Raw genomic sequence first — 24,604 nt, 5'->3', positions numbered from 1 at the left:
GCTATCAAAGGTACCGACCAGTCGGTATGGTTGTCAACCATCAATATCAAAAGACCGGTGAATTGGCGTTTTTCCGCTTTGTTCCCGCCTACAGGACAAAAATCACACTTGCCTGACAATCGCCAAAAAACCTATGGCTGGGTTCAGTCTTCCTGCAAGATCCGTTAACCTTCCAGACATGCGTGAAAGTATATCCATGGGACATAACAAGACCGTCTGGGACAACCCGGCCGATGTGATCCGTAACCTTCAGCCGGAAAATCCGGTCATAGTCTTTGCTCCTACCGTCCTTCAGGAACGTGCAAGGCGGTTTATGGACGGGTTTCCCGGGCTGGTGACCTATGCGGTCAAGTCGAATCCCGAAGAGGTCGTCGTCCAGAACCTGCTGAGCGCGGGGATCAGGGGATTCGACGTCGCCTCGCCGGCAGAGATCGACCTGATCGGGCGGCTGGCGCCGGGCGCCGCGCGTCATTACCACAACCCGGTGCGGGCAAGTTTCGAGATCACCCAGGCCGTGCGTGCCGGTGTCCGTGCCTGGTCGGTGGACAGCGATTCCGAACTTGCCAAGCTGTTCGCACAGGTTCCTGTCGAAATCGATGGCAAGGGGGTCGAGATTTCTCCGCGCTTCAAATTGCCGGTGCTTGGCGCGATCTATGATTTCGGCTCGAAATTCGGTGCCGCGCCAGAGGCGGCGGCCGAGATGCTGAAAGCCGTCGCCGCGCGGGGCTATGTCCCCTCGCTGACCTTTCATCCCGGCACGCAATGCGTCGATCCGGCGGCATGGGAAAGCTATATCTCGGTGGCCCGCGATATCTGCGATCAGGCCGGGGTAAAGATACGACGGCTGAATGTGGGCGGCGGCTTCCCCTCTTATCGCGTTGTCGGGGTAGAGCCGGAACTGGAAGCGATCTTCGACCGGATCGGCGAAACCGCAAGAACCGTGTTCGGCGATGACAAGCCGGAACTGGTCTGTGAGCCGGGGCGCGGGCTTTGCGCGGATGCGTTTTCGTTGATTACCCGCGTGAAGGCGGTGCGCGACGGCAGCTCTGTCTTTCTGAATGACGGGGTTTATGGGGGACTTGCCGAGCTGCCCGTCGTCGGCAATATCGACCGGGTTCAGGTCCTGACCCCTGCCGGAGAACCGCGCGAGGATGAGCGCAGCGGACGGATCATTTTCGGTCCGACATGCGATTCGGTCGATCGGCTGCCCGGCGAACTGGGCCTGCCCGAGACGATTGCCGAAGGAGATTACGTGATCTTCCACGGGGCAGGTGCCTATTCCACGGTCACGAATACAAGATTCAACGGCTTCGGCGAGTTGCTGCACGCAACCGTGATGGCATTGGAGTAACGAATTCATCACGACTCGGTGCTAGCATCCGCCCATGACCTTGCAACGCGATAATCGGATATTGGTGGTATTGATCGACGGCACTTTCGCCTCACTTGAGGATGAAAGGCGCAGTTCGGTCGGGAAAATCCATGGTTTGCTAAGGGGGGATCACGGTCCGCTGGACGGTGTGCAATTGCGCCTTCACTACATGCGGGGCCAGCAATGGAACAGTTGGCGCACCATTCCCGACCTGATCATGGGGCAGGGGCTGACGATGCGGATCGTTCACGCCTATACATGGCTGGCCAGAAATTACCGGCCCGGCGACCGGATTTTCCTGTTCGGTTATTCCCGCGGCGCATTTGCCATCCGCAGCCTTGCCGGAATGATCAGCCGCGTCGGGCTTTTGCGGCAGGACAGGGTCACCGACCGAAATGTCCGGCTTGCATGGCGCTATTACAGCGAAGGCGGACTGGAACAGGCGATGGCACGATTTCGACATCGTCGCGCCCATGACAGCGTCCCGATCCGTATGGTCGGATGTTTTGACACGGTGATGGCGCTTGGCATCCGGCTGCCGCTGCTCTGGATGCTGACCGAGCCGCGATTCCGGTTTCACGACACCCATCTGGGGCCCGATGTCCAATATGGATTTCAGGCACTGGCCCTGAATGAAACCCGCGCCGCCTTTGCGCCGATCCTGTGGGACGATAGCAGTCAGTCGGAACTTATCGAGCAGATGTGGTTCAAGGGTGCGCATGCCGATATCGGCGGTCAGTTGAACGGGTTGGAATTCGCTCGCCCGCTGGCGAATATCCCGCTTGTCTGGATGCTGGAACGCGCGGAATTCGCGGGGCTTCCGCTGCCCAAGGGCTGGAAGCGGCATTTCCCCTGCGACGTGACCGCGCCCTCTGTCGGATCGTGGCGGAACTGGGGCAAGGCATTTCTGGCGCGCGCGCGCCGGGTTGCCGGGCAGCAGCAGACGGAAATGCTGCATTCCACGGTACCGCGCCCCTATCCCGGCCCGGCGCGGCTGATCGGTCATCTCGCGGAAATCGCCGCGGCGCCGGGGGAAGGTGGGCTTCGCGGGCGGGAGGACGATCTGGATCCTGCATTCACGGCCAAACCGGGGGAGGTGTGAAGGCCCGCAATTCCCGGCCGTGCAGGACCAGCGGTCACATATCGGCACGGGACTCCAGCATCGCGGGCAGGCTGGCGCGAAGAAGCCCGAAACCTCCGGGCCGCCAGCCCAGCCCTGCCAGCCGCGCGCAATGCAGGACCCGAAGGGCAGAGATATCTGCCGCCGGGGGCAAGGGATGCGTACAGCCGGTCAGATGCCGGACTTCCGCCAGCAGGGCGCGCCGGTCAAGGATCAGGTCGCTGGCATTGACGACGGGCGGCGGCGTGTCCTGTTCCAGCAGCAGCAGCATGGCGCGCCCCAGATCGTCGCCATGCAATTCGGTTCCGGCACGAGGGGCGATTTCCCGCCCCGCCAGATAATCCGCGAACAGGTCACGCCATTTATGCGCCGGACCGGGGCCATAGATCCCCGTTGCCCGGATCGAGCTTCCGTAAAGACGCATGCCGCGCAGATGATCCTCGGCCCGCGCCTTGACCTCTCCGTAAAGATTGGCGGGGCAGGCGGGCAGGTCGTCGGTCAGCTCGACACCGGGCGCATGGCCGTCATGAACCGCGCGCGAGGACAGGAACAGGATACGCCCTACGCGGCTATCTGCCGCGGCGTCGAACAGGCGGATCGTGCCATCCAGATTGGCCTTGCGAAAGCACCGCGCGTCATCCTCCTCGCCGCCCCGATAGAGGCCGGGCGCATGGGCGAAGGCGCAATGGATCAATGCGTCATGTCCTGACAGATCGGGCGCATCCCCCAGCATGTAGCCGCTGCGGCGGTCCAGCGCCGTGACCTGATGGCCGGCAGCGGTCGCCACGCGCAGGGCGAAGCCTCCGACGATCCCGCTTGTTCCGGTGATGGCGATCTTCATCATTTGCCCTATCAGGCGGCGGGGCGCGCCTGCGCGGCAAGGTCCGGCACAGGCTGGCCGGCGGCGATGGCGCGCCAAAGCTCGATCAGCGGGCGGAGGAGATGGGTCTTGTCGTGATCCTGCCACGGCTTTTCATATTGGAAATGCAGGATCCGGATGTCATCCCAGCTCCAGAGTTCCGGCATCTTGAACCAGACATATTGCAGCATGTTGTGATGCACCGACAGCCCGTGCCAGTCGGGGAAATAATCCTGAAGGAAAGTCTGGTCGGTGCGCCGCCAGAACACGCCGGGGCGATCCAGCCGGGCCAGCATGTCGCGGAAGGTCCGGGGGTCGGGACGTGCGGTGAAGACGCCCGAATTCATCCGGTGAAACCCGTCCAGCCCGTCATAGACATTCGGCGCGGCGCAGAATTCCGGCAGTTCGAACAGCTTGTCCACCGGGCGCAGCACCACGGCATCCGCATCGATGAACACGCAACGCTCGTAATCAAGCTGCCACAGGCGCAGCTTGACGAAATTGTCCAGAGGCGTGTGGAAGTCGGGCTTGCCTCCGCGGGTGAAGGCTGCCCGTTTATGAAGGGCGTCGCGGGCATGCGTGGTGTCGAAACTGGCCGAGGTCGGCAGCAGATCGGCCGCGATCAGCCGCGCGCCAAGCGCCCTGAGCCGGGCCAGATGCGCCGGCGTCAATCCGCGATGCATCACGACCAGATCGGCGCGCGTCCCGGTCAGCCGCAGGGATCGCAGCAGCGCCTCGGCGCCCGGCAGGTAATCGGGATTGCTGACCAGCGTGACATAGGCGTGATCCATGCGCGGCGGCGCTTCTGCCGCAAGCCCGCTGGGCAGGGGTCTGGCGGCTTCCCGCAGGAAGGAAGGTTGGCGAGAAGTCATACGTGGCGAATCCATCTGGACGTTATCCTGCGGTTGCGTTTGCGGTCGCGGGCGCCAAGCTATGGCAATTCCGTGACTGATAGATGACAGAACGAATGGGGGTTTGCCAAGTTTCAATGCAAGGCTAGTCTGCTGCCAGCAAGCGGAGGATTGCCGATGACATTGCCGACGGAACTCTTGTCGACCCTTGAAACGCTGCTGGATTCGCGCCTGTCGCTGGCCGCGGCCGATCGCGATCATCATGCCGCCTCCGAGAGTTTTCATCGTGCGCCACCACCCGATGCCGTCGTCTGGCCCGAAACCGCCGAGGAGGTCGCGGCGATTGTCCGGGCCTGCGCGGATGCGGGCGTTCCGGTGATTCCATGGGGGACGGGCACGTCACTGGAAGGGCACGCCCTGGCCACCCAGGGCGGCGTGACGGTCGATCTGTCCCGGATGGACAAGCTGATCGGGGTCCGGGCCGAGGATATGCAGGCAAGTGTTCAGCCGGGCATGACCCGCGAGGCCCTGAATACCGAGTTGCGGGCAACCGGGCTGTTCTTTCCGGTCGATCCCGGCGCGAATGCCAGCCTTGGCGGCATGGCGGCGACGCGGTGCAGCGGGACGACTGCGGTGCGATACGGAACCATGCGCGATAATGTGCTGGCGCTTGAGGTCGTGCTGGCCGATGGACGGATCATCCGCACCGGCACAAGGGCGGCGAAATCCAGTTCCGGTTATGACCTGACCGGCCTGTTCGTGGGATCCGAGGGCACTTTGGGGATCATCACCGAACTGACCCTGCGCCTGCATGGCCAGCCCGAAGAGGTCGCAGCGGCGGTTTGCGCATTCGACACGCTTGAACAGGCCGTGGAATGCGTCACCGCGACGATTCAATCCGGTATTCCCATGGCCCGGATCGAATTCGTCGATGAGGTCGCGGCGCGTGCCTTCAGGCAGTATTCCGGTCTCGATCTGCCCGGCACACCGCATCTGATGGTAGAGTTTCACGGTTCTCCCGGCACGGTGCGCGAGGATACCGGGCGATTCGGCGATATTGCCCGCGACTGCGGCGCGAAGGGCTTCGACTGGGCCACCACGCCTGAAGATCGCAACCGGCTGTGGCGGATGCGGCACGGTGCCTATCACGCCTGCCTGACCTTGCGTCCCGGCTCGACCGGTGTCGTCACCGATGTCTGCGTGCCGATGTCGCATCTGCCCGCCGCCGTCGCTGCTGCCGCTGCGGATATCCGCGAGGCGGGGTTGATCGGCCCGATCGTCGGGCATGTCGGAGACGGAAATTTTCATTCGCAGATTCTGGTCGAGCCGGGAAATGAGGCCGAAATTGCTGCCGCCAAACATATCGCGACCCGCATGGCCGAGCGTGCGCTTGAGGTTGGCGGCACGATCACGGGCGAGCATGGGATCGGGATCGGGAAGCGCTCGCTGATGGCAGCCGAACATGGTGAGGGCTGGCAGGTCATGGGGGTTATCAAACAGACGCTGGATCCCGGCAATATCCTTAATCCGGGCAAGCTGGTTCCTGATCGTGCCTGACGTGATCGTGACTGTCACGATACAGTGACTTTACTGCACGAGTTTGCGATAAGTAGGGAAAGCAGTCGTCAGAACTAAACAATAACACAGGCAGTATTCGAGGGCAGTCATGGGATTAATGAACAAGCTCCTTCTTGGCTTGGTGCTGGTCGTTGCGGTTGCGTGCGGCGGCGGACCGGGCCGGGATATCGGGGCACCGGGGCCGGGCGCCTATCCGCAGCTTGGCGATTCGGCGCCGCATGACTGGGGAGGCGCGCATCCATATGGTCATCAGGTGCATGGCATCGATATTTCCCGCTGGCAGGGCGATATCGACTGGGGCCGGGTCCGGGGCTCGGGGATCAGCTTCGCCTATATCAAATCGACCGAAGGCGGCGACCATCTTGACCCGAGCTTCAACCGGTACTGGCGCGAGGCCGCGGGGGCCCGGATCCCGCGCGGCGCCTATCATTACTATTATTTCTGCCGCTCGGGTGCGGAACAGGCGGCATGGTTCATCCGGAATGTGCCCCGCGAACGCGGCTCGCTGCCGCCGGTGCTGGATATCGAATGGACGCATTCCAAAACCTGTCCGGGCCGTCCTTCGCCGGCGGTCGTCAAACGCGAGGCGAATGCCTTCCTTGATATCGTTGGCCGCCATTATGGACAGCGCCCGGTCGTCTATACGACTGTGGATTTCTATCATGACAATGATCTTGGCGATCTGCGGGCCGAGTTCTGGCTGCGCTCGGTGGCGGGCCACCCGCGGCGCGTCTATCCCGGAGAACGCTGGGCATTCTGGCAATATACCGGCACGGGAATCGTTCCGGGCATCAGTGGAAACGTGGATCTTAACGCCTTTGCTGGCTCTCGTGCGGATTGGTCCAGATGGTTGCAGACACGCCTGACGCGGTAAGGCCGCGCATCTGGTTGGGGATCGAGTTCGCGGCGCTCTATTTCGGGGCGCCGCTGGCTATTGCGCTATTCCTGCCTCCGGGGATGATGTTTTCCGCGCTGTTCGTCTTTACGCTGGCGGGGCTGATCCTGCTTTGGCGGACCGGGGGGTTCGAGTGGCGTTCGCTTATCCGCGGGTGGAGCAGGGTGCATTGGCCGTTCCTGTTAGCCTTCACTATCGGGGTGGGCTTTCTGGGCTGGGCGATCATGGCGTTAACTCAACCGGGTTACGTGATCCCGCTTAGTCCTTCCCGGTTACGTTTTCTTGCACTGATCTGGGCGCTTTATCCGTTGCTGTCGGCGTTGCCGCAGGAGTTGATCTTCCGCGCGTTGTTCTTTTACCGCTACGGGTCGTTGCTGCCGCCGGGAAATGCCCGGATTGTCATCAATGCGGCGGTGTTTTCCTTTGCCCATCTGATGTACTGGTCGTGGATCGTCGCCATAATGACCTTTGTCGGCGGCGTGATCTTCGCCCGCGGATATCTGGACCGGGGCTTTCCTTCGGCATGGCTTTTGCACGCTTTCGCGGGAAATATGCTGTTTGCCGTCGGGATGGGCTATTATTTCTGGTCCGGGAACGTGGTCCGGCCCTTCTGAGCGGTTGACTTCCGTCCCGTCAAAAGGTTCATGCGGGTGCTGAAGAAACCCGAGGATCGATCATGCACGCCTATCGCAGCCATACCTGCGCCGAACTGACTGCCGCCAATGCCGGAGAGACCGTCCGCCTGTCGGGCTGGGTTCATCGGGTGCGCGATCACGGGGGCGTGCTGTTCGTCGATCTGCGCGATCATTATGGTATGACGCAGGTGCTGGCCGATAGCGACAGCGCCGCCTTTGCCGAGATGGAAAGGCTCAGGGCGGAAACGGTGATCCGTATCGACGGCCGGGTCAAGCCGCGCGATGCTTCGCTGATCAATCCCAAACTGCCGACCGGCGAAATCGAGGTCTATGCCACCGGGCTGGAGGTTCTCGGCCCCGCCGACGAACTGCCCCTGCCGGTCTTCGGCGATCAGGATTACCCCGAGGAAACCCGGCTGGCTTATCGCTTCCTCGATCTGCGCCGCGAAAGCCTGCATAACAACATCATGCTGCGCAGCCATGTGGTTCGCAGCCTGCGCAACCGCATGTGGGATCAGGGTTTTACCGAATTCCAGACCCCGATCATCACCGCATCCAGCCCCGAGGGCGCGCGCGACTTTCTGGTGCCGTCGCGGCTGCATCCGGGCAAGTTCTATGCGCTGCCGCAGGCGCCGCAGCAGTTCAAGCAGCTGATCATGGTCGCCGGTTTCGACCGCTATTTCCAGATCGCCCCCTGTTTCCGCGACGAGGATCCCCGCGCCGACCGCAGCCCTACCGATTTCTATCAGCTTGACCTCGAGATGTCCTTTGTCGAGCAGGAAGATGTCTTCGCTGCGATCCAGCCGGTGATTCAGGGGTTGTTCGAGGAATTCGGCGGTGGTCGCCGTGTCGATACCGACTGGCCGCGTATCCCCTTTGCCGAGGCGATGCTGAAATATGGCAGCGACAAGCCGGACCTGCGCAACCCGATCGAGATGCAGGTGGTCAGCGATCATTTCCGCGGCTCGGGCTTTGCGATCTTCGCCAAACTGCTTGAGCAGGAAGGGACAGAGATCCGCGCCATCCCCGCTCCGACGGGTGGCAGCCGCAAATTCGCCGACCGGATGAATGCGTTCGCGCAACAGCAGGGCCTGCCCGGCATGGGCTATATCTTCTGGCGCAAGGGTGAAGACGGGCAGACCGAGGCGGCGGGCCCGATCGCCAAGAATATCGGCCCCGAGCGGACCGAGGCGATCCGTCAGCAGCTTGGGCTGGGTGAAGGCGACGCGGCCTTTTTCCTTGGCGGTAAGCCGGAAAGCTTCGAAGCTGTCGCAGGCCGCGCAAGAAACGAGATCGGACGCGAACTGGGGCTGACCGACGAGAATCAGTTCAAATTCGCCTGGATCGTCGATTTCCCGATGTATGAGAAGGATGACGAAGGCAGAATCGATTTCAGCCATAATCCCTTCTCGATGCCGCAAGGCGGGATGGAGGCGTTGAACGGCGATCCTCTGGCGGTCAAGGGCTATCAGTATGACCTTGCCTGCAATGGCTATGAGCTGATTTCAGGCGCGATCCGGAATCACCAGCCGGAGATCATGTTCAAGGCGTTTGAACTGGCGGGCTATCCTGCCGCCGAGGTCGAGAAACGTTTCGGCGGCATGGTCAAGGCGTTCCGCTATGGCGCGCCTCCGCATGGCGGCTGTGCTGCCGGGATCGACCGGATCGTGATGCTGCTGGCGGATGAGCAGAATATCCGCGAGGTGATCATGTTCCCGATGAACCAGCGGGCCGAGGATTTGATGATGGGCGCCCCTTCCGAGCCGACGAACGAGCAGTTGCGTGAATTGCGGCTGCGGGCTCTGCCGAAAGAATGACGCGGGCAGGGCGGTTAAAGCAACCGCCCGCCTGATGTCGGATGAAGGGGCAGAATTGCTGCGTTTCCTGAATCCAGCCGCTGTTTCAGCATTGCCTGAACAGGCGCGATATCATTCAGATCATGTTTGCCGGTTCTGATTTTCACCATTAACGCTGTGGCGCTGTCGTGGAATTCCGCATCGTCGGCCACGGCGGCGACACCGGCGATAAAGGTCGCGGCGTAACCGATCGCCTGAGGCGTGCCGGCACTTGTCAGCAAAACCAGACCATGCGCCATGTCCTGCATCAGCATCAGGCCATCCGGAACGATCTGCTCATCCGAAATGCGTACCGGTTTCCATTGCTGCAATTCCGGCGGCAAAGCCGATTTGATCGCATGCTGAAAGATCGCAACGCTTTCAAACGGTTTCAAGATGAAACCATCGGCACCCGCCCGGATCGCCTTTGCCCTGTCATCCACCTGTGCCGACATGCCGAGAATCACCGAGAGACGCGGGTTCATTTTGTCGAGATTTGTTATCAGCGATGTGCCCTCTCCGTCGGGCAGGCACATTTCGGTGATCAAGATATCGGGACGATAGGCCCGCAGGTGCCGCATGGCTGCGGTAACACCACTTGCCTGCCGGACTCGCGCGCCCGAAGACAGGCATAGCAAGCGCAAGGCTTCACTGGAAAATTTTGAAGCTTCGACCACAAGAACCGTCAGTCCGGCAAGGGGGCCTCCTGATCGTGTCGCGATATGAAATGGCATGAATGTCGCCGGCTTTTCCGCAAATTCCGACCGCATGGTTCAATCTCCCGAATCCTGGTTACCCGGTCATCTTGCCGGCGTATCCCTAAAGCTGGGTTAACCAGGCAGGGTTTTGCTTTCGTTCGGGCCGAACAGGCACTAGAAGCGTCGGGAAACGGAGGTTGCCATGATCGGACGTCTGAATCACGTCGCCATTGCCGTCCCTGATCTTCAGGCGGCGGCCGAGCAGTACCGGAACACTCTTGGCGCGACCGTGGGCCCCGCTCAGGACGAGCCGGATCACGGCGTGACCGTGGTGTTTATCGAATTGCCCAACACCAAGATCGAATTGCTGTATCCGCTTGGTCAGGACAGCCCGATCAAGGGATTTCTTGAAAAGAACCCGGCAGGCGGCATCCATCACATGTGCTATGAGGTAGAGGATATTCTTGCCGCGCGTGACAGGCTGAAAGCCGAAGGCGCGCGGGTTCTGGGCAATGGAGAGCCGAAGATCGGCGCGCATGGCAAGCCCGTGCTGTTCCTGCATCCCAAGGATTTCAACGGCTGCCTGATCGAGTTGGAGCAGATCTGATGAACCTGACGGGCGGAATCGTTCTTTATGCAGTGCTGTGGTTTCTGACATTGTTCATCGTGGCCATGATCGGCCAGAAGTCACAGGCCGATGCCGGCGAGGTGGTGCCGGGCACTCCGGCGGGCGCGCCTGCCGATCTGAAGGTCAGGCGGATCGTGATCCTGACCACGGTGATCACGACCCTGATCTGGGCCGTGCTCGCATGGGTGATCCTGAGCGGAATCGTCAGCCGCGAGGAACTGGCGAATTTCGACCGGCTTTTCCGCGGATAAGGTGGAACAGATGCGTGAACGCCGCCGATGCCAGTAACGGCGCGGCGATATTCAGCACCGGCACCGTCAGCAGCACGGCAATCATCGCGCCCGCGATGGTGATCGTCACCCCGTTGCTTTTGCGCAGGCTGGTGGCCTGTGCTGCCCGGAGATGCCTTCGCGCCGCCATCTGGAAGAATTCCCGCCCAAGCAGCCAGCCATTCGCGCCGTAAAACAGGATCGGCGCAAGCGGACCCAGAAACGGCGTCAGAAGCAGCGACAGGATCGCCACCCCGATAACTGCCATCATCAAGGCAAGTGATTCAAGCAGCCCGTCCATGAAATCCAGCGATTGGCCGGTTTCGGAGGGATAATGTATCTGCTCGACCGCTTCCGACACCCGCTCGGCGAAGATGCCGCAGAACCCGGCGGCCACCGGCGCCATCAGAAAGAAGCCCATCAGCGGAAACAGCGCCAGCGAACTCCAGGACAATGCGCTGCCGACATCGACAACGCCGATCCAAGGCAAATTGAAGCTGCCGGGCGTGAACAGCCGGATCAGCCAGAACGTTCCGGCTTGCAGCAAGATGAACAACAGGATCGTCAATGCGATTCCCATCAGCACCAGCGACAGGATCTGCGGCCGCAACAGATCGCCCCAGGCGCGGAACAGGGCGCGGGTGACGATCATTCGAGCCAGCTTGTCTTGGCCGCGATATCGGGGCGGGGACGCTCGGGCGGGGGATTGCCGCGCGTGCCGATATGTACCAGCCCGGCGATTTTCTCGCCATCCTTCAGCCCCAGATGGCTGCGCGCGAAATTCTGATTGATTGCCGCGAAACCGGTCAGCCATGCGGCCCCCCAACCCGAGGCAAGCGCCGCATTCACCAATCCCAGACAGACCGCCCCCGCGGACAGGACCTGCTCCCATTGCGGGATCTTGGGGCTGTCGACCGGGGATGAGATCACCGCGACGATCACCGGCGAGGCGAATGCCGAGGCAGCCTTTTCCGCTGCCGCCTCGTCCTGCCCGTCCGCCAGAACCTCTTGCCTCAGGATCGGCTGCAGACGGTCCAGGATCCCGCGGCCAAGAATCACGAAGCGCCAGGGTTCCAGCTTGCCATGATCGGGTGCGCGGGCCGCCAGTGTCAGCAGTTCCTGCAACTCGTCCCGGTCCGGTCCGGGGCCTTGCAGCAGTTTTGGCGGGTGCGAGCGGCGGGTCGCCAGAAATTCCAGTGCCGCGTCGTTGCGATATTCCATGCAGTTCCTCCTGTGGCGGGTGAACAGATAAGGCGATATCCGCCGCTTTTCCAGTGCGCTTGCATGACCCGGGGGATTGCGGGCGGATCACCGGCGCGGCATTCTGACCTCATGACCGATCTCAGCCATCTTGCCCGCGACGGGGCCGAGATACGCCTGCGCGTCACGCCGCGGGCGCGACGCAATGCGATCAGCGTCGAAGACGGTGTGATCCGCGTCCATGTGACTGCGCCGCCTGAAGATGGCAAGGCGAATGCCGCCGTCGCGAAATTGCTTGCCAAATCCATGGGCGTCGCGAAATCACGCCTGACATTGCTGCGTGGCGCGAGTTCGCGAGACAAGCTGTTCCGGCTTGATTAGCATCGACTGCCGCGCCCTGTCGCTTGCCGGCTAATCTTCCTTCTCGATTCTGTAATTCCCCTCGGGCAGGTTCAGGGCAAGGCGCAGCTCGGCAAGCTGATGCAACGTAAAGATGACCCGCGCGACCTGAGTGCCATCCGGGTCCATCTGTTCGACGATAACCCTGTCGTCAAAGGTCTGGATCACGACATCCTCATTCAGCGGGCGGGTATTCGGCCCGGTTTCGTCTATCAGCGTGATGACCGTGGCGTCGAATTCATGTTCGATGGTGAACATCCGGACCTCCATGATTTACGCCACAGTCGCGTGAAATCTGCCGGCGGACAAGGGGCCGGGGGTTGCACCGGCCCAAAGCAGGGATAATGTGAGAAACGATCAGGATGAAAAACCCTTGCGGTTGTGGGACGGAAACGGAATGCGTGCAGGTTCGGGCAAGTTCGGTATTGTTGCATTGGCTTTGGCGGCGTTTACTGCTTTGACGGCTTGCGAACCCATTCCAACCCAGCCGCAACCCGCGCCTCAATCGCAGCAGACACAGACAATCGCGCAGGTCAGAACGCCGGAATCCGCCGCGCGGACCTTTGTCAGCGTGATGCGCCGCATGGAACCCGCGGTCGAGCGGGAATGCCACCAGCGCCGCACCCAGCCGATCAATTGCGATTTTCAGTTCGTCGTCGATGACCGCCCGAATCTCGAGCCGAACGCATTTCAGACCCTTGACGATACCGGCCGCCCGGTCATCGGTTTCACGCTTTCCCTGATCGCCGCAACGCATAATGCTGACGAGATCGCCTTTGTCGTCGGCCACGAAGCCAGCCACCACATCCTGAATCACCTTGACCGCAAGGCCGGTGCCGCAACCGCTGGGGCGGTTATTCTGGGCAGCCTTGCCTCGGTTTATGGCGGAGACGATTCCATCGTCACGACCGCGCAGCAGATCGGCGCTTCAGTCGGATCGCGCTATTACTCGAAAGACTGGGAATTGCAGGCCGATTATCTGGGCGCGATCATTACCCAGAATGCGGGTTATGACCCAAGGGTCGGCGCGCGGTTCTTCGAACGCCTGCCCGATCCCGGTAATCACGTGCTTGGCAGCCACCCGCCACGCGCCGCCCGCCTTGCCCAGGTCGAGCGCGCGATCGAGGATGTCCGCAGCGGTCGCGTGCGGTAGCGCTTGGGTTCGGAAAGACCACAGGCATCTGTGAAAAGGCCGGTGATTGATGAATCACCGCGACCGTTGCATGGCGGATTCACGCGGATTTTCCTGCTCCAATGACAGCCCGACATGGGTCATTAAAAATTTAGAAGATTTTTTGTAACGAAACTCGCCTTAAAGGTGTATGGCCCGGTATGCTATCTTGTCCTGACGGGTCCGAAACGCCTGGACCCGCGGGACAGGCTTGGCGCGGCGCGGCGGAGCCGTTGCGCGAAACCGGTGAAACAACGCGTGGGAAAGAAGATTCATGATTGGCGTCGTCCTTTGGGGCAAGGAAGAAAGCGAAACCGCCGTAATCTGGTGCGAGGATCAGGCATCGATGATTTACCTGAATGGGCGCAGGCATTTGCGCGATGCGTCCTGGTGGCCCGGCCCGGGTGATCTGGTCGAACTTGATAACGAGATTGCCGGAAACCGGCGCCATGCACGACGGGTTTCACGCCTGCCACAGGGACAAAAATCGAAGGTCCCACAGGAAATACGCTGCCCGTTCGACCCAAGCTGCACCAGCCTTAGTTTTCCGGTATGCGATTACACCTGCCCACCATGCGAGCAACGCTGCGGCTAATACGCGGCGCGCCCCGGGCTATGCGCGATAACGGGCGCCGTTCAGATGCCGCGCGCCAATGCGGCGACGCCGGTCCGCGCCAGTTCCTTCAACCCCAGCGGGCGCATCAGTTCGGCGAATGCGTCCAGCTTGGACGGCGTGCCGACAAGCTCGAACACAAAGCTTTCCAATGTCGAGTCGACGACATTCGCGCGGAAAATCTCGGCAATCCGCAGCGCCTCGACCCGCTTGTCACCCTGACCGCAAACCTTGAACAATCCCAGTTCGCGCTCGACCGAGGCGCCCTCGACCGTCAGGTCATGCACCTCATGCACCGGCACGATCCGGCCAAGCTGCGCCTTGATCTGCTCGATCACGGCAGGGGTGCCGCTTGTCACCATGGTGATCCGTGACTGATGACCGGTATGGTCGACTTCGGCCACCGTCAGGCTGTCGATATTGTAGCCGCGCCCCGAAAACAGCCCGATCACGCGGGCCAGTACACCCGGCTCATTCTCGACCAGAACCGCCAGCGTATGCCGTTCCTCGACCTGCGCATTCGGATCCCGCAGATCATAGGCCGAATGGCTCGACGCGCCCTTCTGGATATTCAACGCATTCATGGTCAGCCCTTCTTCTTTGTTCAAATACCTCGGGGGTGCGGGGGCTGGCCCCCGCGCGGCCTGTCAGACCAAAGCCGCCCCGGCGCCCTGAATAGCCCCCTCGGTCGAGGCATCGCCAAGCAGCATCTCGTTATGCGGTTTGCCCGACGGAATCATCGGGAAGCAATTCTCATGCTTCTCGACCAGAACGTCGAGGATGAACGGCCCGTCATATTCGATCATCTGCCGGATCGCATCGTCCAGATCCTTCGGATCCTGTACCTGCGCGCCCTTGCAGCCAAACGCCTCGGCCAGCTTGACGAAATCGGGCAGGCTGTCCGACCAGCTTTGACTGTAACGCTCGCCATGCAGAAGCTGCTGCCACTGCCGGACCATGCCCAGCCGTTCATTGTTCAGGATGAACTGCTTGACCGGCAGGCGGAATTGAACGGCGGTGCCCATCTCCTGCATGTTCATCAGCCAGCTTGCCTCGCCCGCGACATTGATCACCAGCGAGTCGCGATGCGCCATCTGCACGCCGACCGAGGCCGGCAATCCGTAGCCCATCGTGCCCAGCCCGCCCGAGGTCATCCAGCGGTTCGGATCATCGAAGTGGAGGAATTGCGCCGCCCACATCTGATGCTGACCGACTTCGGTGGTGATATAGCGATCATGGCCCGCGGTCAGGGCTTGCAGGCGCTGCAGCGCATATTGCGGTTTGATGATCGTGTCGCTGTTCTTGTAGGCAAGGCAGTTCTTGCTTTTCCAGCCCTCGATCTTTTCCCACCACTTGCCGATGGCGGCGGAATTGGTCTTGCGGCCGCGTGATTTCCAGATCTTCAGCAGATCCTCCAGCACATGTCCGACATCCCCGGTGATGGCGAGATCCACATGGATGACCTTGTTGATGCTTGACGGATCGATATCGATATGCGCCTTGATCGAACCGGGGCTGAAATCGGCGACGCGCCCGGTGATGCGGTCGTCGAAACGGGCGCCGATATTGATCATCAGATCGCAGTCATGCATGGCAAGATTGGCCTCGTAGAGACCATGCATGCCCAGCATCCCGATCCAGTTCCGGCCCGAGGCCGGATAGGCGCCAAGCCCCATCAGGGTCGAGGTGACGGGAATATTCGTCGCATCCGCCAGTTCGCGCAGAAGCTGACTGGCGCCCGGCCCCGAATTGATCACGCCGCCGCCGGTATAAAGAATCGGACGTTCGGCCTTTTCGATCAGTTCGGCAAGCTGGGTGATCGCCGTCACATCGCCCTTGCGCACGGGTTGGTAGCGCGCCGGCTCGATCTGTTTGAGGCCGCGATATTCATCCTCGGCGAACTGGACGTCCTTGGGGATATCGACCAGCACCGGACCCGGACGGCCCGAGGTGGCGACGTGGAATGCCTTGTGAATGGTTTCGGACAGTTTTGCCGTATCCTTGACCAGCCAGTTATGCTTGGTGCAGGGACGCGTGATCCCGACGGTATCGGCCTCCTGGAAACCATCGGTGCCGATCAGGAAGGTCGGAACCTGCCCTGACAGCACGATGATGGGAATCGAATCCATCAGAGCATCGGTCAACCCGGTGACCGCATTGGTCGCGCCCGGCCCCGAAGTCACCAGAACGACACCGGGCTTGCCGGTCGAGCGGGCATAGCCCTCGGCCATATGCACCGCGCCCTGTTCGTGGCGCACCAGAACATGGGTAATATCGTTCTGCTGGAAAAGCTCGTCGTAAATGGGTAGTACCGCCCCGCCCGGATAGCCGAATACGGTATCGACGCCCTGATCGCGCAGCGCTTCGACAACCATTCTTGCACCCGTCATTGTTCGGGACATCTTCTCTACTCCATCTGACCTAAACTTGCAGCGCCGGTTCTGCCCGTCGCCGTGTCGGCGCAAACTATGGGGAGGTCACGGAAGGGTCAATGGGGTATGGCGGATAAAATGACGCCAGTGGCGCCAAAATTGAAATTTTCTTTCGCGAAGTGGCTTTGCGATCACCGCCCGAACTGGGGCAGGGAGATTCGCGCGACCTGTTCGACGATGGGATCGACCGAAAGAGGATGGGTTTCGTTCGAATGATCTTCCGGCTTGCCGAGTGTTTGCCAGACCCCGCCCTTGTAAATCTCAAGCGCCGAGAAACGGGCCTTGTAATCCATCTTGCGGCTGCCCGGCACCCAATAGCCCAGATAGACATAAGGCAGGCGCGCGCTGCGCGCGATCTCGATATGGTCAAGGATCATATAGGTGCCAAGGCTGGCCGCCTGAAGCGCCGGGTCGTAGAAGCTGTAGACAAGGCTCAACCCGTCATCCAGCACATCGGTCAGGCAGACCGCCGCCAGATGGTCATCGCCTTTCGCCAGCTTTTCCGGATCCGCCCCGTCGCAGCGATACTCGATGATGCGGGTCTGAACCGGCGTTTCCTCGATCATTGCGGCGAATTCGAACACATCCATATCGGCCATGCCGCCATCGGCGTGACGACAGTCAAGATAGCTGCGGAAAAGTTCGTATTGTTCTTCGGTGGCCCAGGGCGTCATGTTGACGCGGCTCAGGCCGCCATCACGCCGCATAAGCCGCCTTTGGGTGCGGGAAGGCGTGAAATCCGCCACCCGGATCCGGGCGGACATGCAGGCCACACAGCTTTCGCAACTGGGCCGGTAAAGCACATTCTGCGAACGACGGAAGCCCTGCCGCGACAGGGTGTTGTTCAGCTCCGGCGCATTCTCGCCCTGCAGGGCCGTGAAAAGCTTGCGCTCTGCCCTGCCGTGAAGATAGGGGCAGGGCTGGGGCGCCGTGACATAGAACTGAGGCGCATGAGGCAGAGTATGGCGCATCAGCTCGACCCCTTCTGCAATATTTGTGTTTTCGTAGGTTTCATGCGCGTTCGGGCCGGAATCTGTCGATGACGTGAATCTGTCGGTACTGGTTGTCCGGAAAGCCTAGCAACGAATGCGAGGCTCGCCAAGCACCGAAAGTATGACAAGGCGCAATCTTTGCGCGTTGACCGGGGCCGGGCTTCGGATAGTCTGACGCCATGGATTTTGCAACCCGTATCACCCGTTATCCCCTGCCCATGGATCAAACCCGTGCCGATTCGGTTTCCGGGCTGTTTTCGGCGCTGCCGGCGCCGGTGCAAAAGCTGATCGCGGGCGTGGCGGGAACCAGCCCGTATCTGGCGGGATTGCTGGAACGCGAGGCCGAATGGCTGCCCGGGGCCTTGCAGCAGGACGATGTCGTGATGCGGGAAACCGCGGGTTTCGAGGAATTGGGCGCCACCGATCTGGCCCCCGCACTGCGCCGTGCGAAGCGGCGCGTCGCGCTGTTCACGGCGCTCGCGGATCTGGGCGGTGTCTGGACGCTTGAGCAGGTGACCGGTGCCCTGTCGGATCTGGCCGATCGGGCGGTCGATCTGGCATTGCGGGTGCATGTCGCCCATGAACTCCGCCGCGGCAAGCTGCCGGAGAGCGGCGCAGATGCGGGCGGGATATTCGCGCTTGCGATGGGCAAGGGCGGAGCAAGAGAGCTGAATTACAGCTCGGACATCGATCTGATCGTGCTGTATGACGATTCGGCCTATGATGCCGAAGTTCAGCACGAGGCACGCGCCGCCCTGATCCGCGCCACCCGAAAAATGGCCGCGACCCTGTCGGATGTGACCGAGCATGGCTATGTCTTCCGCACCGATCTGCGTCTGCGCCCCGATGCCTCGGTGACGCCTGTCTGCATCTCGGCATCCGCCGCGCTTGGCTATTACGAAGCCGAGGGCCGCACATGGGAGCGGGCTGCCTTCATCAAGGCCCGTGCGGCGGCGGGCGATATCGCCGCGGGCCAGCGGTTCCTGCATGAATTGCGGCCTTTCGTCTGGCGCAAACATCTGGATTTCGCGGCCATTCAGGATGCCCATGACATGCGCCTGCGGATCCGCGACCACAAGGGGCTGCGCGGCAGGCTGGAGGTTCCCGGCCATAACATGAAACTGGGACAGGGCGGCATCCGCGAGATCGAATTCTTCACCCAGACCCGGCAATTGATCGCGGGCGGGCGCGATCCCGATCTGCGGCAGCGCGATACTGTCGGAGGGCTTGCGGCGCTGGCCTCGAAGGGCTGGATCCCGGAAGAGGTCGCGCAGGAACTGACCGCGCATTACCGGGAACATCGCGAGATCGAGCACCGCATCCAGATGGTGAACGATGCCCAGGCCCATAATCTGCCCAAGGATCCCGAGGGCCTTTCGGTCATCGCGGCAATGATGGGCGAAAGCGATGCCGGTGCCTGGGCCAACCATCTGAAAACGCGGCTCGAACGGGTGCATGAACTGACCGAGTCCTTCTTTGCCCCCGGTGAACGCCGCGAGCGCCCGGAATTGTCCGATGAGGCGCAGGGAATCATCGCGCGCTGGCAAAGCTATCCTGCAATGCGCTCGAATCGCGCCCGCGAGATCTTCCAAAGGGTCGAGCCTGAATTGCTGTCCCGCATGGCGCGCCTTGGGCATATGGACGAGGCACTGGCGCATTTCGACAATTTTCTGGCCGGGCTGCCCGCCGGGGTGCAGCTTTTCTCGCTGTTCGACGCCAATCCGCAATTGATCGAGCTGATCGTCGATATCTGCGGCACCGCGCCCGGACTGGCCAATCATCTGTCCCGCTATCCTGCGGTTCTGGACGCGGTTCTGGCCGGCAGTTTCTTTGCGCCATGGCCCGGAATGCAGGCGCTGCGCGAGGAACTGGAACAGGCCATGCAATCGGCGCTGACCGCGGTGGATGGCGGCTATGAGCGGGCGTTGGATGCCGCGCGCCGATGGGCGCATGAATGGCATTTCCGGATCGGCGTGCATCACCTGCGCGGGCTGATCGACGCGGATGAGGCCGGATTGGAATATGCCGATCTGGCCCATGCCTGTCTGGCGGCCATGATGCCGATGACGGCGGCCGAATTCTCGCGACGTCACGGCCCGCCGCCGGGACAGGGGGCGGTGGTGCTGGGCATGGGGTCGCTTGGGGCGCGGCAGCTTAATGCCGATTCGGATCTCGATCTGATCGTGATCTACGATGCCGATGGCGCCGAGGGGTCCGACGGAGCGAAGCCGCTTGCGCCCCGGCCATATTATGCGCGACTGACGCAGGCAATGATCACTGCCATTTCCGCGCCGACCGCCGAGGGCCGTCTATACGAGGTCGATATGCGCCTGCGCCCCTCGGGGCGGCAGGGGCCGGTGGCGACATCGGTCCAGAGTTTCGAGAATTATCAGATGACCGAGGCATGGACATGGGAGCATCTCGCCCTGACCCGCGCCCGCGTGGTGGCGACGACCGGTGAAACGGCATCGGGCCTTGCCGAACGGGTCGAGGCGCTGCGGCTGCAGGTCCTGACGGAGCGTGGCGGGGATACGCGGGTCATGCCGGATCTTGCGGTGATGCGACACCGGATATTTGCCGCCAAAGCGCCGGGCGGAGAATGGGAGGCCAAGATCGGGCCGGGGCGATTACAGGATATCGACCTGATCGCGCAATCCTGCGCCCTGCGTGCAGGTGACGCGGCCAGAGGCACGATCGCGCAGCTTCGGGCGGGGCGGCGAGCGGGCATATTCGCGGAGGATGCGGCTGATGAGCTGTCATCCGCATATCGGTTTCTGTGGCGGCTGCATGCTTCCGCAAGGCTGCTGACGGAAAAGCCGGTGGATTTCGATGCAATCGGGTCGGGCGGGCAGGAATTCCTGCTGCGTGAATGCGGTTGCGCGGATGCGCAGGAACTGCGTGAGCGACTGGGCTCCGCCACATCCCGGGCCGCCGCGTTGATCGGTGCCGAACTTCCGGCAGAATCCGCGTCCGCCAAGTGACCGGCATGCCCCTGACGCGGTGCGCCTATGCGATCTTGCGATCCCGGGTTCCGTCCTCGTCCTGCCACATATCGCCGGCATCCATGAGCGGCGGGGCGGGCTTTTCATCGCCGATCTGACCCATGACCGGCACCGATACCGTATCGGGAATGGTTTCGACACCACCGGATGGCGGAAGCGTCGAGGCGAAGATGCCATGCGCGGTCTTGTCCCAGTAATAGGGCTGCCCCAGAAGCTCCATGGCCGATTTCCACGCGGCAAGACCAGCCAGCGGAAAATAGGCGATCATGAACGGCACCCACGGGCGAAGATGGCGATGCTTCGGCGCACGGGTGGCATATGTGTTCAGCAAGATGCCCAGTGCCTCGGCGCATAACAGTAATCCAAGGAACAATGCGGGTGCGGCGGGTCCGAAAGCAACCGGCAGGGCATCATGCAGCGGAAAGGACAGGCCGAAACTGACGAGCCAGAAGCCCCATATCGCAGGCACAAGCAGATGTTGCGACAGCATGAAGAAGAACTGCACCTGAAAGCCGATAAAGCGCCGCGTGCCCAGATCGCGCCACAGGCGCCACGGATTGCGCATATGGACACCCCAGGTCATCGCATAGCCCTTGAACCAGCGCGAGCGCTGCTTGACCCAGGGTATCATGCGGCAATTCGCCTCTTCATTCGTGACCGTCCGGGTAATTTCCGTCCGCCATCCGCGCCGCGCCAGACGCACACCCAGATCCGCGTCCTCGGTGACGTTCCAGGCGTCCCATGCGTCCGATTGCTCCAGCGCTTCGCGGCGGAAAAAGCAGGTCGTGCCGCCCAAGGGGATCACCAGTCCCATTCTGGCCATCGCGGGCAGCATGACGCGGAACCATGCCGCATATTCGATGGTGAAGAACCGGGCCAGATGGTTGGTTCGCGGATTGTAGTAGTCCAGAATACCCTGCACGCAGCCAAGATCGGGGCGCGCGTGATGGAAATGCCTTGCGATGCGGTGCAACTGGTCGGGTGCGGGCTGATCCTCGGCGTCCCAGACACCGATGATTGCCCCCTTGCAGAATTTCAGGGCGTAATTCAGGGCGCGCGGCTTGGTTCTGACCGATCCTTCAGGCAATTCGATCACGCGAATCCATGGCGGCAAGGTCACTCCGGCAAGCGCGGATTTCGTCAGCCGGTCGCCCGTCTCGACCGCAAGAACGATATCGGTAAGTTCGCGCGGATATCGCAGCCGCAACAGCCGCGAAACGAGATCGCGGGCGATGCCGGCTTCCTTGTACAGCGGAACGATCACGGACATGTCGGGCAGGGGCAGGATATCTTCGCTGTCATCTTCCTGCTGCGCATGGCGGGGGCGAGGCGTGGCAAGCGCGGTCAGCAGACAGGCAAGTTTCAGTCCCGATTGCAGAACCAGCCCGGCGAAGATTGCCGATATCAGGGCAATCTGCATCGCGGATGGCGCCGCCCAGAAGCCATAGGCCAGTGCGGCGATTGCCGTTACATACAGGCAATTCAGCAGCTTATGTGGGCGTGACCGGCAGCTTTCGCGCTTTGGCACGCGATATTCCGCGGCCCGGATCAGTTCGGCAGAGCCGATGGACAGAAGCGCGTCCTGGATCTGCGCCTCGGTACACAGAACCATGCGGATCTGGCCGTGATCCGAGGCAAGATCCCGTGCCACCTCGGCGAATTCCCCGGGCCGGCAGGTCGCGATCAGGGTGCCGTCATCTGTCCTGCTCAGGGGAAGAATATCGCGGGAAAGGCAATAATCGATCCCGATTGCCTTAACCAGTTCGGGATCCGGGGGCGTCTGGGCGGGATCCGCCAGCTCGCTTTGCCAGAAGATGCTTTGTGCGCGGACAAGCGCCTGCGGCGTCACCCATCCATGCGCCAGAAGGATACGTTCGACAGGCGTATCCTGTTTGCGCTGCCTTGCAAGGGATTTGATCAGGTGAACCGGCTCGATGTCACCTTCGTCAAGAAGGATCTGCGCTATGGATTTCGCCGGTGGCTTCGCCCTTGCCGTTTCCGGTGGGTGGTTTTCCTGCCCTGCATCAATTGGAACCGGTTCCAAGCGCCTGATCATGAAGGTCTCCCTGCTGGAACACCTTCGCTAGCACGAGGAACGATAAGATCAGGTTAACCCGCCTCGACAGGCGCGATCATGACCGCTGACGGCCCATCGAATCGACGAAGCGGCGGAACAGATATGTGCTGTCCTGCGGTCCCGGCGAGGCTTCGGGATGGTGTTGCACAGAAAAGACCGGCTTGCCGTCCACGCGGATGCCGCAATTGCTGCCGTCGAAAAGGCTGACATGGGTTTCGATCACGCCTTGCGGCAGGGTCTGCGAATCGACGGCGAAACCGTGATTCATGGAGGTGATCTCGACCTTGCCGGTCTCGACATCCCGCACGGGATGGTTGGCGCCGTGATGGCCGTGGCTCATCTTGACGGTCTTTGCGCCAAGGGCAAGCGCCAGCATCTGGTGGCCCAGACAGATACCGAAAATCGGCAGATCGCGGTTCAGCAGCTCCTGGATCATCGGAACGGCATATTCGCCGGTCGCAGCCGGATCGCCCGGTCCGTTGGACAGGAACACCCCTTCGGGCTCATGGGCAAGCACCTCTTCGGCGGTGGCGGTTGCCGGCATGACCGTCACATCCGCGCCATGCGACACCAGCGAACGCAGGATATTGCGCTTGGCGCCGTAATCCAGTGCGACGACCTTGAACGGTTTGCCCTCGGGCTTCGCGCCGAAACCCGCATTCCATTCCCAGCGGCCCTCTTCCCAGCGATAGCTTTGCCGGCAGCTGACATCCCGCGCCAGATCAAGCCCGACCAGCCCTTTCCAGCCGCGAGCCCGCGCAATCATCGCCTCCAGATCGAATTTGCCGTCGGGATCATGGGCCAGCACGACATGAGGCGCGCCCTGCTGCCGGATCGCCCGGGTCAGCCGCCTGGTATCCACACCGCCGATACCGACCCTGCCGCGGCGCTGCATCCAGTCCTGCAAAGGCCCCGAGGCGCGCCAGTTCGACGGTTCGGTCGGATCCCAGCGGATGACAATGCCGCTGGCGACAGGATCGGGGGCCTCGTCATCCTCGGGGGTGATGCCGGTATTGCCGATATGGGGAAAGGTGAAGGTGACGATCTGGCTGGCATAGGAGGGATCGGTCATGATCTCCTGATAACCGGTCATCGCGGTGTTGAAGACCAGTTCGGCCACGACCTCTCCGGTTGCGCCGAATCCCTGGCCGTAGAATACGGTCCCGTCGGCTAGCACTAGGCAGGCGGTCGGTTGTCTGGCCATCTCGGCACCTCTGTCCTGAAATCAGCAGGTCAATAGGACCGTGGGCGGCCAAGGTCAAGTCGCGAGCGGGAAGGGAAAGCCGCGAAGCTTGATTTTCAGGGAGGCGATGTCTACATGGCGGGCTTCGCGCCGGCCCGGTCATCGGGTGGCGATTTGGGTCTCATCCCGGGAGTATGTCATGGATCTGCGAGCAAAATTGCAAGCTGCAACCAAGGAAGCGATGAAGGCGAAAGACAATGCGCGGCTGTCCACGCTGCGCCTGATCTCTGCCGCCATCAAGGATCGCGAGATCGCGGCGCGCGGAGAACGCGGCGATGAAGCGTCCCTGGGTGATGCCGATCTGATCGCGATCCTGTCCCGGATGGTCAAGCAAAGCCAGGAATCGGCCAAGGCCTATGAAGAGGGCGGCCGTCTGGAGCTTGCCCAGAAGGAAGAGGACGAGATTGCCGTGGTCAGGGAATTTCTGCCCCGGCAGATGAACGATGCAGAGATCGCCGATGCGGTCGACAGGATCGTATCGGATCTGGGGGCATCCAGTATCCGCGATATGGGCCGCGTCATGGCCGAGCTTCGCACCCGTCATGCCGGGCAGATGGATTTCGGCGCGGTTGGCGCGATGGTGAAGGCGCGGCTTCTGCATTAGGGCGCGTTTCGTTTGGCCGGAAGCGCGATTGATATGCGTTCTGCGACGGCCGGGGCTGTCTGCCCCCGGACTCCCCAAAGGATATTTGAGAGAAGAAGGGGAATTGATTGCGGAAGGAGTGTTTCTGTCGG

The 24,604-nt window shown here is 61.8% G+C and carries 24 protein-coding genes; 13 read left to right on the top strand and 11 right to left on the bottom strand.

The features are described 5' to 3' along the window. The first annotated feature begins 196 nt into the window (after positions 1 to 196). Entirely contained in the window at positions 197 to 1,351 is a 1,155-nt protein-coding gene (locus D3P04_RS08250) for a type III PLP-dependent enzyme (RefSeq protein ID WP_119747763.1), read from the top strand. 34 nt (positions 1,352 to 1,385) lie between these two features. After that, complete coding sequence (locus D3P04_RS08245) at positions 1,386 to 2,474, top strand: DUF2235 domain-containing protein (RefSeq protein ID WP_119747761.1); 1,089 nt, start codon at positions 1,386 to 1,388, stop codon at positions 2,472 to 2,474. A gap of 34 nt (positions 2,475 to 2,508) precedes the next feature. Here D3P04_RS08245 and D3P04_RS08240 read toward each other — a convergent pair whose 3' ends face one another. Then, positions 2,509 to 3,333 carry an NAD-dependent epimerase/dehydratase family protein gene (locus D3P04_RS08240; RefSeq protein ID WP_119748180.1) on the bottom strand — a complete coding sequence of 275 codons (825 nt, stop codon included), beginning with the start codon at positions 3,331 to 3,333 and terminating at the stop codon, positions 2,509 to 2,511. Positions 3,334 to 3,344: 11 nt separating this feature from the next. Next, positions 3,345 to 4,142, bottom strand: coding sequence for a glycosyltransferase (locus D3P04_RS08235; RefSeq protein ID WP_232844950.1), 798 nt, complete (start codon positions 4,140 to 4,142; stop codon positions 3,345 to 3,347). 237 nt (positions 4,143 to 4,379) lie between these two features. Between D3P04_RS08235 and D3P04_RS08230 the strand changes: the two genes are divergently transcribed. The 4 genes from D3P04_RS08230 (at position 4,380) to aspS (ending at position 9,127) form a co-directional block, all read left to right on the top strand. Continuing rightward, positions 4,380 to 5,759, top strand: a complete 1,380-nt coding sequence (locus D3P04_RS08230) for an FAD-binding oxidoreductase (protein ID WP_119747759.1) — start codon at positions 4,380 to 4,382, stop codon at positions 5,757 to 5,759. Between the two features lie 118 nt (positions 5,760 to 5,877). Then, positions 5,878 to 6,654, top strand: a complete 777-nt coding sequence (locus D3P04_RS08225; RefSeq protein WP_119747757.1) for a glycoside hydrolase family 25 protein — start codon at positions 5,878 to 5,880, stop codon at positions 6,652 to 6,654. Further along, entirely contained in the window at positions 6,627 to 7,289 is a 663-nt protein-coding gene (locus D3P04_RS08220; protein ID WP_119747755.1) for a CPBP family glutamic-type intramembrane protease, read from the top strand. The genes D3P04_RS08225 and D3P04_RS08220 overlap by 28 nt, the downstream gene beginning before the upstream one ends. A 62-nt stretch (positions 7,290 to 7,351) precedes the next feature. Next, positions 7,352 to 9,127 carry an aspartate--tRNA ligase gene (gene aspS / locus D3P04_RS08215; RefSeq protein ID WP_119747753.1) on the top strand — a complete coding sequence of 592 codons (1,776 nt, stop codon included), beginning with the start codon at positions 7,352 to 7,354 and terminating at the stop codon, positions 9,125 to 9,127. Between the two features lie 14 nt (positions 9,128 to 9,141). Here aspS and D3P04_RS08210 read toward each other — a convergent pair whose 3' ends face one another. Then, the gene (locus D3P04_RS08210) at positions 9,142 to 9,915 is read right to left on the bottom strand and encodes a response regulator (protein ID WP_119747751.1); all 774 of its coding nucleotides are present in this window, start codon (positions 9,913 to 9,915) and stop codon (positions 9,142 to 9,144) included. Between the two features lie 130 nt (positions 9,916 to 10,045). Between D3P04_RS08210 and mce the strand changes: the two genes are divergently transcribed. Together mce and D3P04_RS08200 are read left to right on the top strand one after the other, a co-directional pair. Next, entirely contained in the window at positions 10,046 to 10,450 is a 405-nt protein-coding gene (mce, locus tag D3P04_RS08205) for a methylmalonyl-CoA epimerase (RefSeq protein WP_119747749.1), read from the top strand. Beyond that, positions 10,450 to 10,722, top strand: coding sequence for a DUF1467 family protein (locus D3P04_RS08200; RefSeq protein WP_119747747.1), 273 nt, complete (start codon positions 10,450 to 10,452; stop codon positions 10,720 to 10,722). The genes mce and D3P04_RS08200 overlap by 1 nt, the downstream gene beginning before the upstream one ends. Here D3P04_RS08200 and D3P04_RS08195 read toward each other — a convergent pair. Then, complete coding sequence (locus tag D3P04_RS08195) at positions 10,676 to 11,392, bottom strand: EI24 domain-containing protein (RefSeq protein ID WP_232844931.1); 717 nt, start codon at positions 11,390 to 11,392, stop codon at positions 10,676 to 10,678. The two genes, D3P04_RS08200 and D3P04_RS08195, sit on opposite strands and share 47 nt — an antisense overlap. Further along, entirely contained in the window at positions 11,389 to 11,961 is a 573-nt protein-coding gene (locus tag D3P04_RS08190; protein ID WP_119747745.1) for a nitroreductase family protein, read from the bottom strand. The genes D3P04_RS08195 and D3P04_RS08190 overlap by 4 nt, the downstream gene beginning before the upstream one ends. A 111-nt stretch (positions 11,962 to 12,072) precedes the next feature. Between D3P04_RS08190 and D3P04_RS08185 the strand changes: the two genes are divergently transcribed. Beyond that, positions 12,073 to 12,321 (top strand): DUF167 domain-containing protein, encoded by a 249-nt coding sequence (locus tag D3P04_RS08185; protein WP_119748174.1) that lies wholly within the window; start codon positions 12,073 to 12,075, stop codon positions 12,319 to 12,321. Between the two features lie 30 nt (positions 12,322 to 12,351). On the opposite strand, the gene D3P04_RS08180 is transcribed toward D3P04_RS08185, so the two are convergent. Then, entirely contained in the window at positions 12,352 to 12,597 is a 246-nt protein-coding gene (locus tag D3P04_RS08180; protein WP_119747743.1) for a hypothetical protein, read from the bottom strand. 139 nt (positions 12,598 to 12,736) lie between these two features. Between D3P04_RS08180 and D3P04_RS08175 the strand changes: the two genes are divergently transcribed. Together D3P04_RS08175 and D3P04_RS08170 are read left to right on the top strand one after the other, a co-directional pair. Beyond that, complete coding sequence (locus tag D3P04_RS08175; RefSeq protein WP_119747741.1) at positions 12,737 to 13,492, top strand: M48 family metalloprotease; 756 nt, start codon at positions 12,737 to 12,739, stop codon at positions 13,490 to 13,492. Positions 13,493 to 13,784: 292 nt separating this feature from the next. Next, positions 13,785 to 14,105, top strand: coding sequence for a hypothetical protein (locus tag D3P04_RS08170; RefSeq protein WP_119747739.1), 321 nt, complete (start codon positions 13,785 to 13,787; stop codon positions 14,103 to 14,105). A 41-nt stretch (positions 14,106 to 14,146) separates the two neighbouring features. Here the strand turns inward: D3P04_RS08170 and ilvN are convergent, their stop codons facing one another. The 3 genes from ilvN to D3P04_RS08155 form a co-directional block, all read right to left on the bottom strand. Then, positions 14,147 to 14,707, bottom strand: coding sequence for an acetolactate synthase small subunit (gene ilvN, locus D3P04_RS08165; protein ID WP_119747737.1), 561 nt, complete (start codon positions 14,705 to 14,707; stop codon positions 14,147 to 14,149). Between the two features lie 63 nt (positions 14,708 to 14,770). Next, entirely contained in the window at positions 14,771 to 16,525 is a 1,755-nt protein-coding gene (locus tag D3P04_RS08160) for an acetolactate synthase 3 large subunit (protein WP_119747735.1), read from the bottom strand. 161 nt (positions 16,526 to 16,686) lie between these two features. Further along, complete coding sequence (locus D3P04_RS08155; RefSeq protein WP_119747733.1) at positions 16,687 to 17,526, bottom strand: arginyltransferase; 840 nt, start codon at positions 17,524 to 17,526, stop codon at positions 16,687 to 16,689. A gap of 200 nt (positions 17,527 to 17,726) precedes the next feature. On the opposite strand from D3P04_RS08155, the gene D3P04_RS08150 reads away from it, so the two are divergent. Then, positions 17,727 to 20,528 carry a [protein-PII] uridylyltransferase family protein gene (locus tag D3P04_RS08150; RefSeq protein WP_119747731.1) on the top strand — a complete coding sequence of 934 codons (2,802 nt, stop codon included), beginning with the start codon at positions 17,727 to 17,729 and terminating at the stop codon, positions 20,526 to 20,528. Positions 20,529 to 20,553: 25 nt separating this feature from the next. Here the strand turns inward: D3P04_RS08150 and D3P04_RS08145 are convergent, their stop codons facing one another. Then, positions 20,554 to 22,605 (bottom strand): glycosyltransferase, encoded by a 2,052-nt coding sequence (locus D3P04_RS08145; RefSeq protein ID WP_119747729.1) that lies wholly within the window; start codon positions 22,603 to 22,605, stop codon positions 20,554 to 20,556. Positions 22,606 to 22,681: 76 nt separating this feature from the next. Then, a complete protein-coding gene (carA, locus tag D3P04_RS08140; protein WP_119747727.1) occupies positions 22,682 to 23,830 on the bottom strand; it encodes a glutamine-hydrolyzing carbamoyl-phosphate synthase small subunit in 1,149 nt (382 codons plus the stop codon). A gap of 178 nt (positions 23,831 to 24,008) precedes the next feature. Between carA and D3P04_RS08135 the strand changes: the two genes are divergently transcribed. After that, entirely contained in the window at positions 24,009 to 24,473 is a 465-nt protein-coding gene (locus D3P04_RS08135) for a GatB/YqeY domain-containing protein (protein ID WP_119747725.1), read from the top strand. The last annotated feature ends 131 nt before the right edge of the window (positions 24,474 to 24,604 follow it).

Origin of the sequence: Paracoccus onubensis, from assembly GCF_003591515.1 — a bacterium.
GTDB classification, from domain to species: domain Bacteria; phylum Pseudomonadota; class Alphaproteobacteria; order Rhodobacterales; family Rhodobacteraceae; genus Paracoccus; species Paracoccus onubensis.
The sequence above is the reverse complement of the archived record's forward strand: the minus strand, read 5'-3'. Positions and strand labels throughout refer to the sequence as shown.

Bases quoted from the DNA above. Each gene is read 5' to 3' on its own strand.
- D3P04_RS08250 (WP_119747763.1), top strand. From the start codon at position 197: ATGGGACATAACAAGACCGTCTGGGACAACCCGGCCGATGTGATCCGT.
- D3P04_RS08170 (WP_119747739.1), top strand. From the start codon at position 13,785: ATGATTGGCGTCGTCCTTTGGGGCAAGGAAGAAAGCGAAACCGCCGTA.
- D3P04_RS08240 (WP_119748180.1), bottom strand. From the start codon at position 3,333: ATGAAGATCGCCATCACCGGAACAAGCGGGATCGTCGGAGGCTTCGCC.
- carA (WP_119747727.1), bottom strand. From the start codon at position 23,830: ATGGCCAGACAACCGACCGCCTGCCTAGTGCTAGCCGACGGGACCGTA.
- D3P04_RS08135 (WP_119747725.1), top strand. From the start codon at position 24,009: ATGGATCTGCGAGCAAAATTGCAAGCTGCAACCAAGGAAGCGATGAAG.
- D3P04_RS08230 (WP_119747759.1), top strand. From the start codon at position 4,380: ATGACATTGCCGACGGAACTCTTGTCGACCCTTGAAACGCTGCTGGAT.
- D3P04_RS08185 (WP_119748174.1), top strand. From the start codon at position 12,073: ATGACCGATCTCAGCCATCTTGCCCGCGACGGGGCCGAGATACGCCTG.
- ilvN (WP_119747737.1), bottom strand. From the start codon at position 14,707: ATGAATGCGTTGAATATCCAGAAGGGCGCGTCGAGCCATTCGGCCTAT.
- D3P04_RS08155 (WP_119747733.1), bottom strand. From the start codon at position 17,526: ATGCGCCATACTCTGCCTCATGCGCCTCAGTTCTATGTCACGGCGCCC.
- D3P04_RS08160 (WP_119747735.1), bottom strand. From the start codon at position 16,525: ATGTCCCGAACAATGACGGGTGCAAGAATGGTTGTCGAAGCGCTGCGC.
- D3P04_RS08210 (WP_119747751.1), bottom strand. From the start codon at position 9,915: ATGCGGTCGGAATTTGCGGAAAAGCCGGCGACATTCATGCCATTTCAT.
- aspS (WP_119747753.1), top strand. From the start codon at position 7,352: ATGCACGCCTATCGCAGCCATACCTGCGCCGAACTGACTGCCGCCAAT.
- D3P04_RS08190 (WP_119747745.1), bottom strand. From the start codon at position 11,961: ATGGAATATCGCAACGACGCGGCACTGGAATTTCTGGCGACCCGCCGC.
- D3P04_RS08245 (WP_119747761.1), top strand. From the start codon at position 1,386: ATGACCTTGCAACGCGATAATCGGATATTGGTGGTATTGATCGACGGC.
- D3P04_RS08235 (WP_232844950.1), bottom strand. From the start codon at position 4,142: ATGGATCACGCCTATGTCACGCTGGTCAGCAATCCCGATTACCTGCCG.
- D3P04_RS08150 (WP_119747731.1), top strand. From the start codon at position 17,727: ATGGATTTTGCAACCCGTATCACCCGTTATCCCCTGCCCATGGATCAA.
- D3P04_RS08180 (WP_119747743.1), bottom strand. From the start codon at position 12,597: ATGTTCACCATCGAACATGAATTCGACGCCACGGTCATCACGCTGATA.
- D3P04_RS08195 (WP_232844931.1), bottom strand. From the start codon at position 11,392: ATGATCGTCACCCGCGCCCTGTTCCGCGCCTGGGGCGATCTGTTGCGG.
- D3P04_RS08225 (WP_119747757.1), top strand. From the start codon at position 5,878: ATGAACAAGCTCCTTCTTGGCTTGGTGCTGGTCGTTGCGGTTGCGTGC.
- D3P04_RS08175 (WP_119747741.1), top strand. From the start codon at position 12,737: ATGCGTGCAGGTTCGGGCAAGTTCGGTATTGTTGCATTGGCTTTGGCG.
- D3P04_RS08220 (WP_119747755.1), top strand. From the start codon at position 6,627: ATGGTTGCAGACACGCCTGACGCGGTAAGGCCGCGCATCTGGTTGGGG.
- mce (WP_119747749.1), top strand. From the start codon at position 10,046: ATGATCGGACGTCTGAATCACGTCGCCATTGCCGTCCCTGATCTTCAG.
- D3P04_RS08200 (WP_119747747.1), top strand. From the start codon at position 10,450: ATGAACCTGACGGGCGGAATCGTTCTTTATGCAGTGCTGTGGTTTCTG.
- D3P04_RS08145 (WP_119747729.1), bottom strand. From the start codon at position 22,605: ATGATCAGGCGCTTGGAACCGGTTCCAATTGATGCAGGGCAGGAAAAC.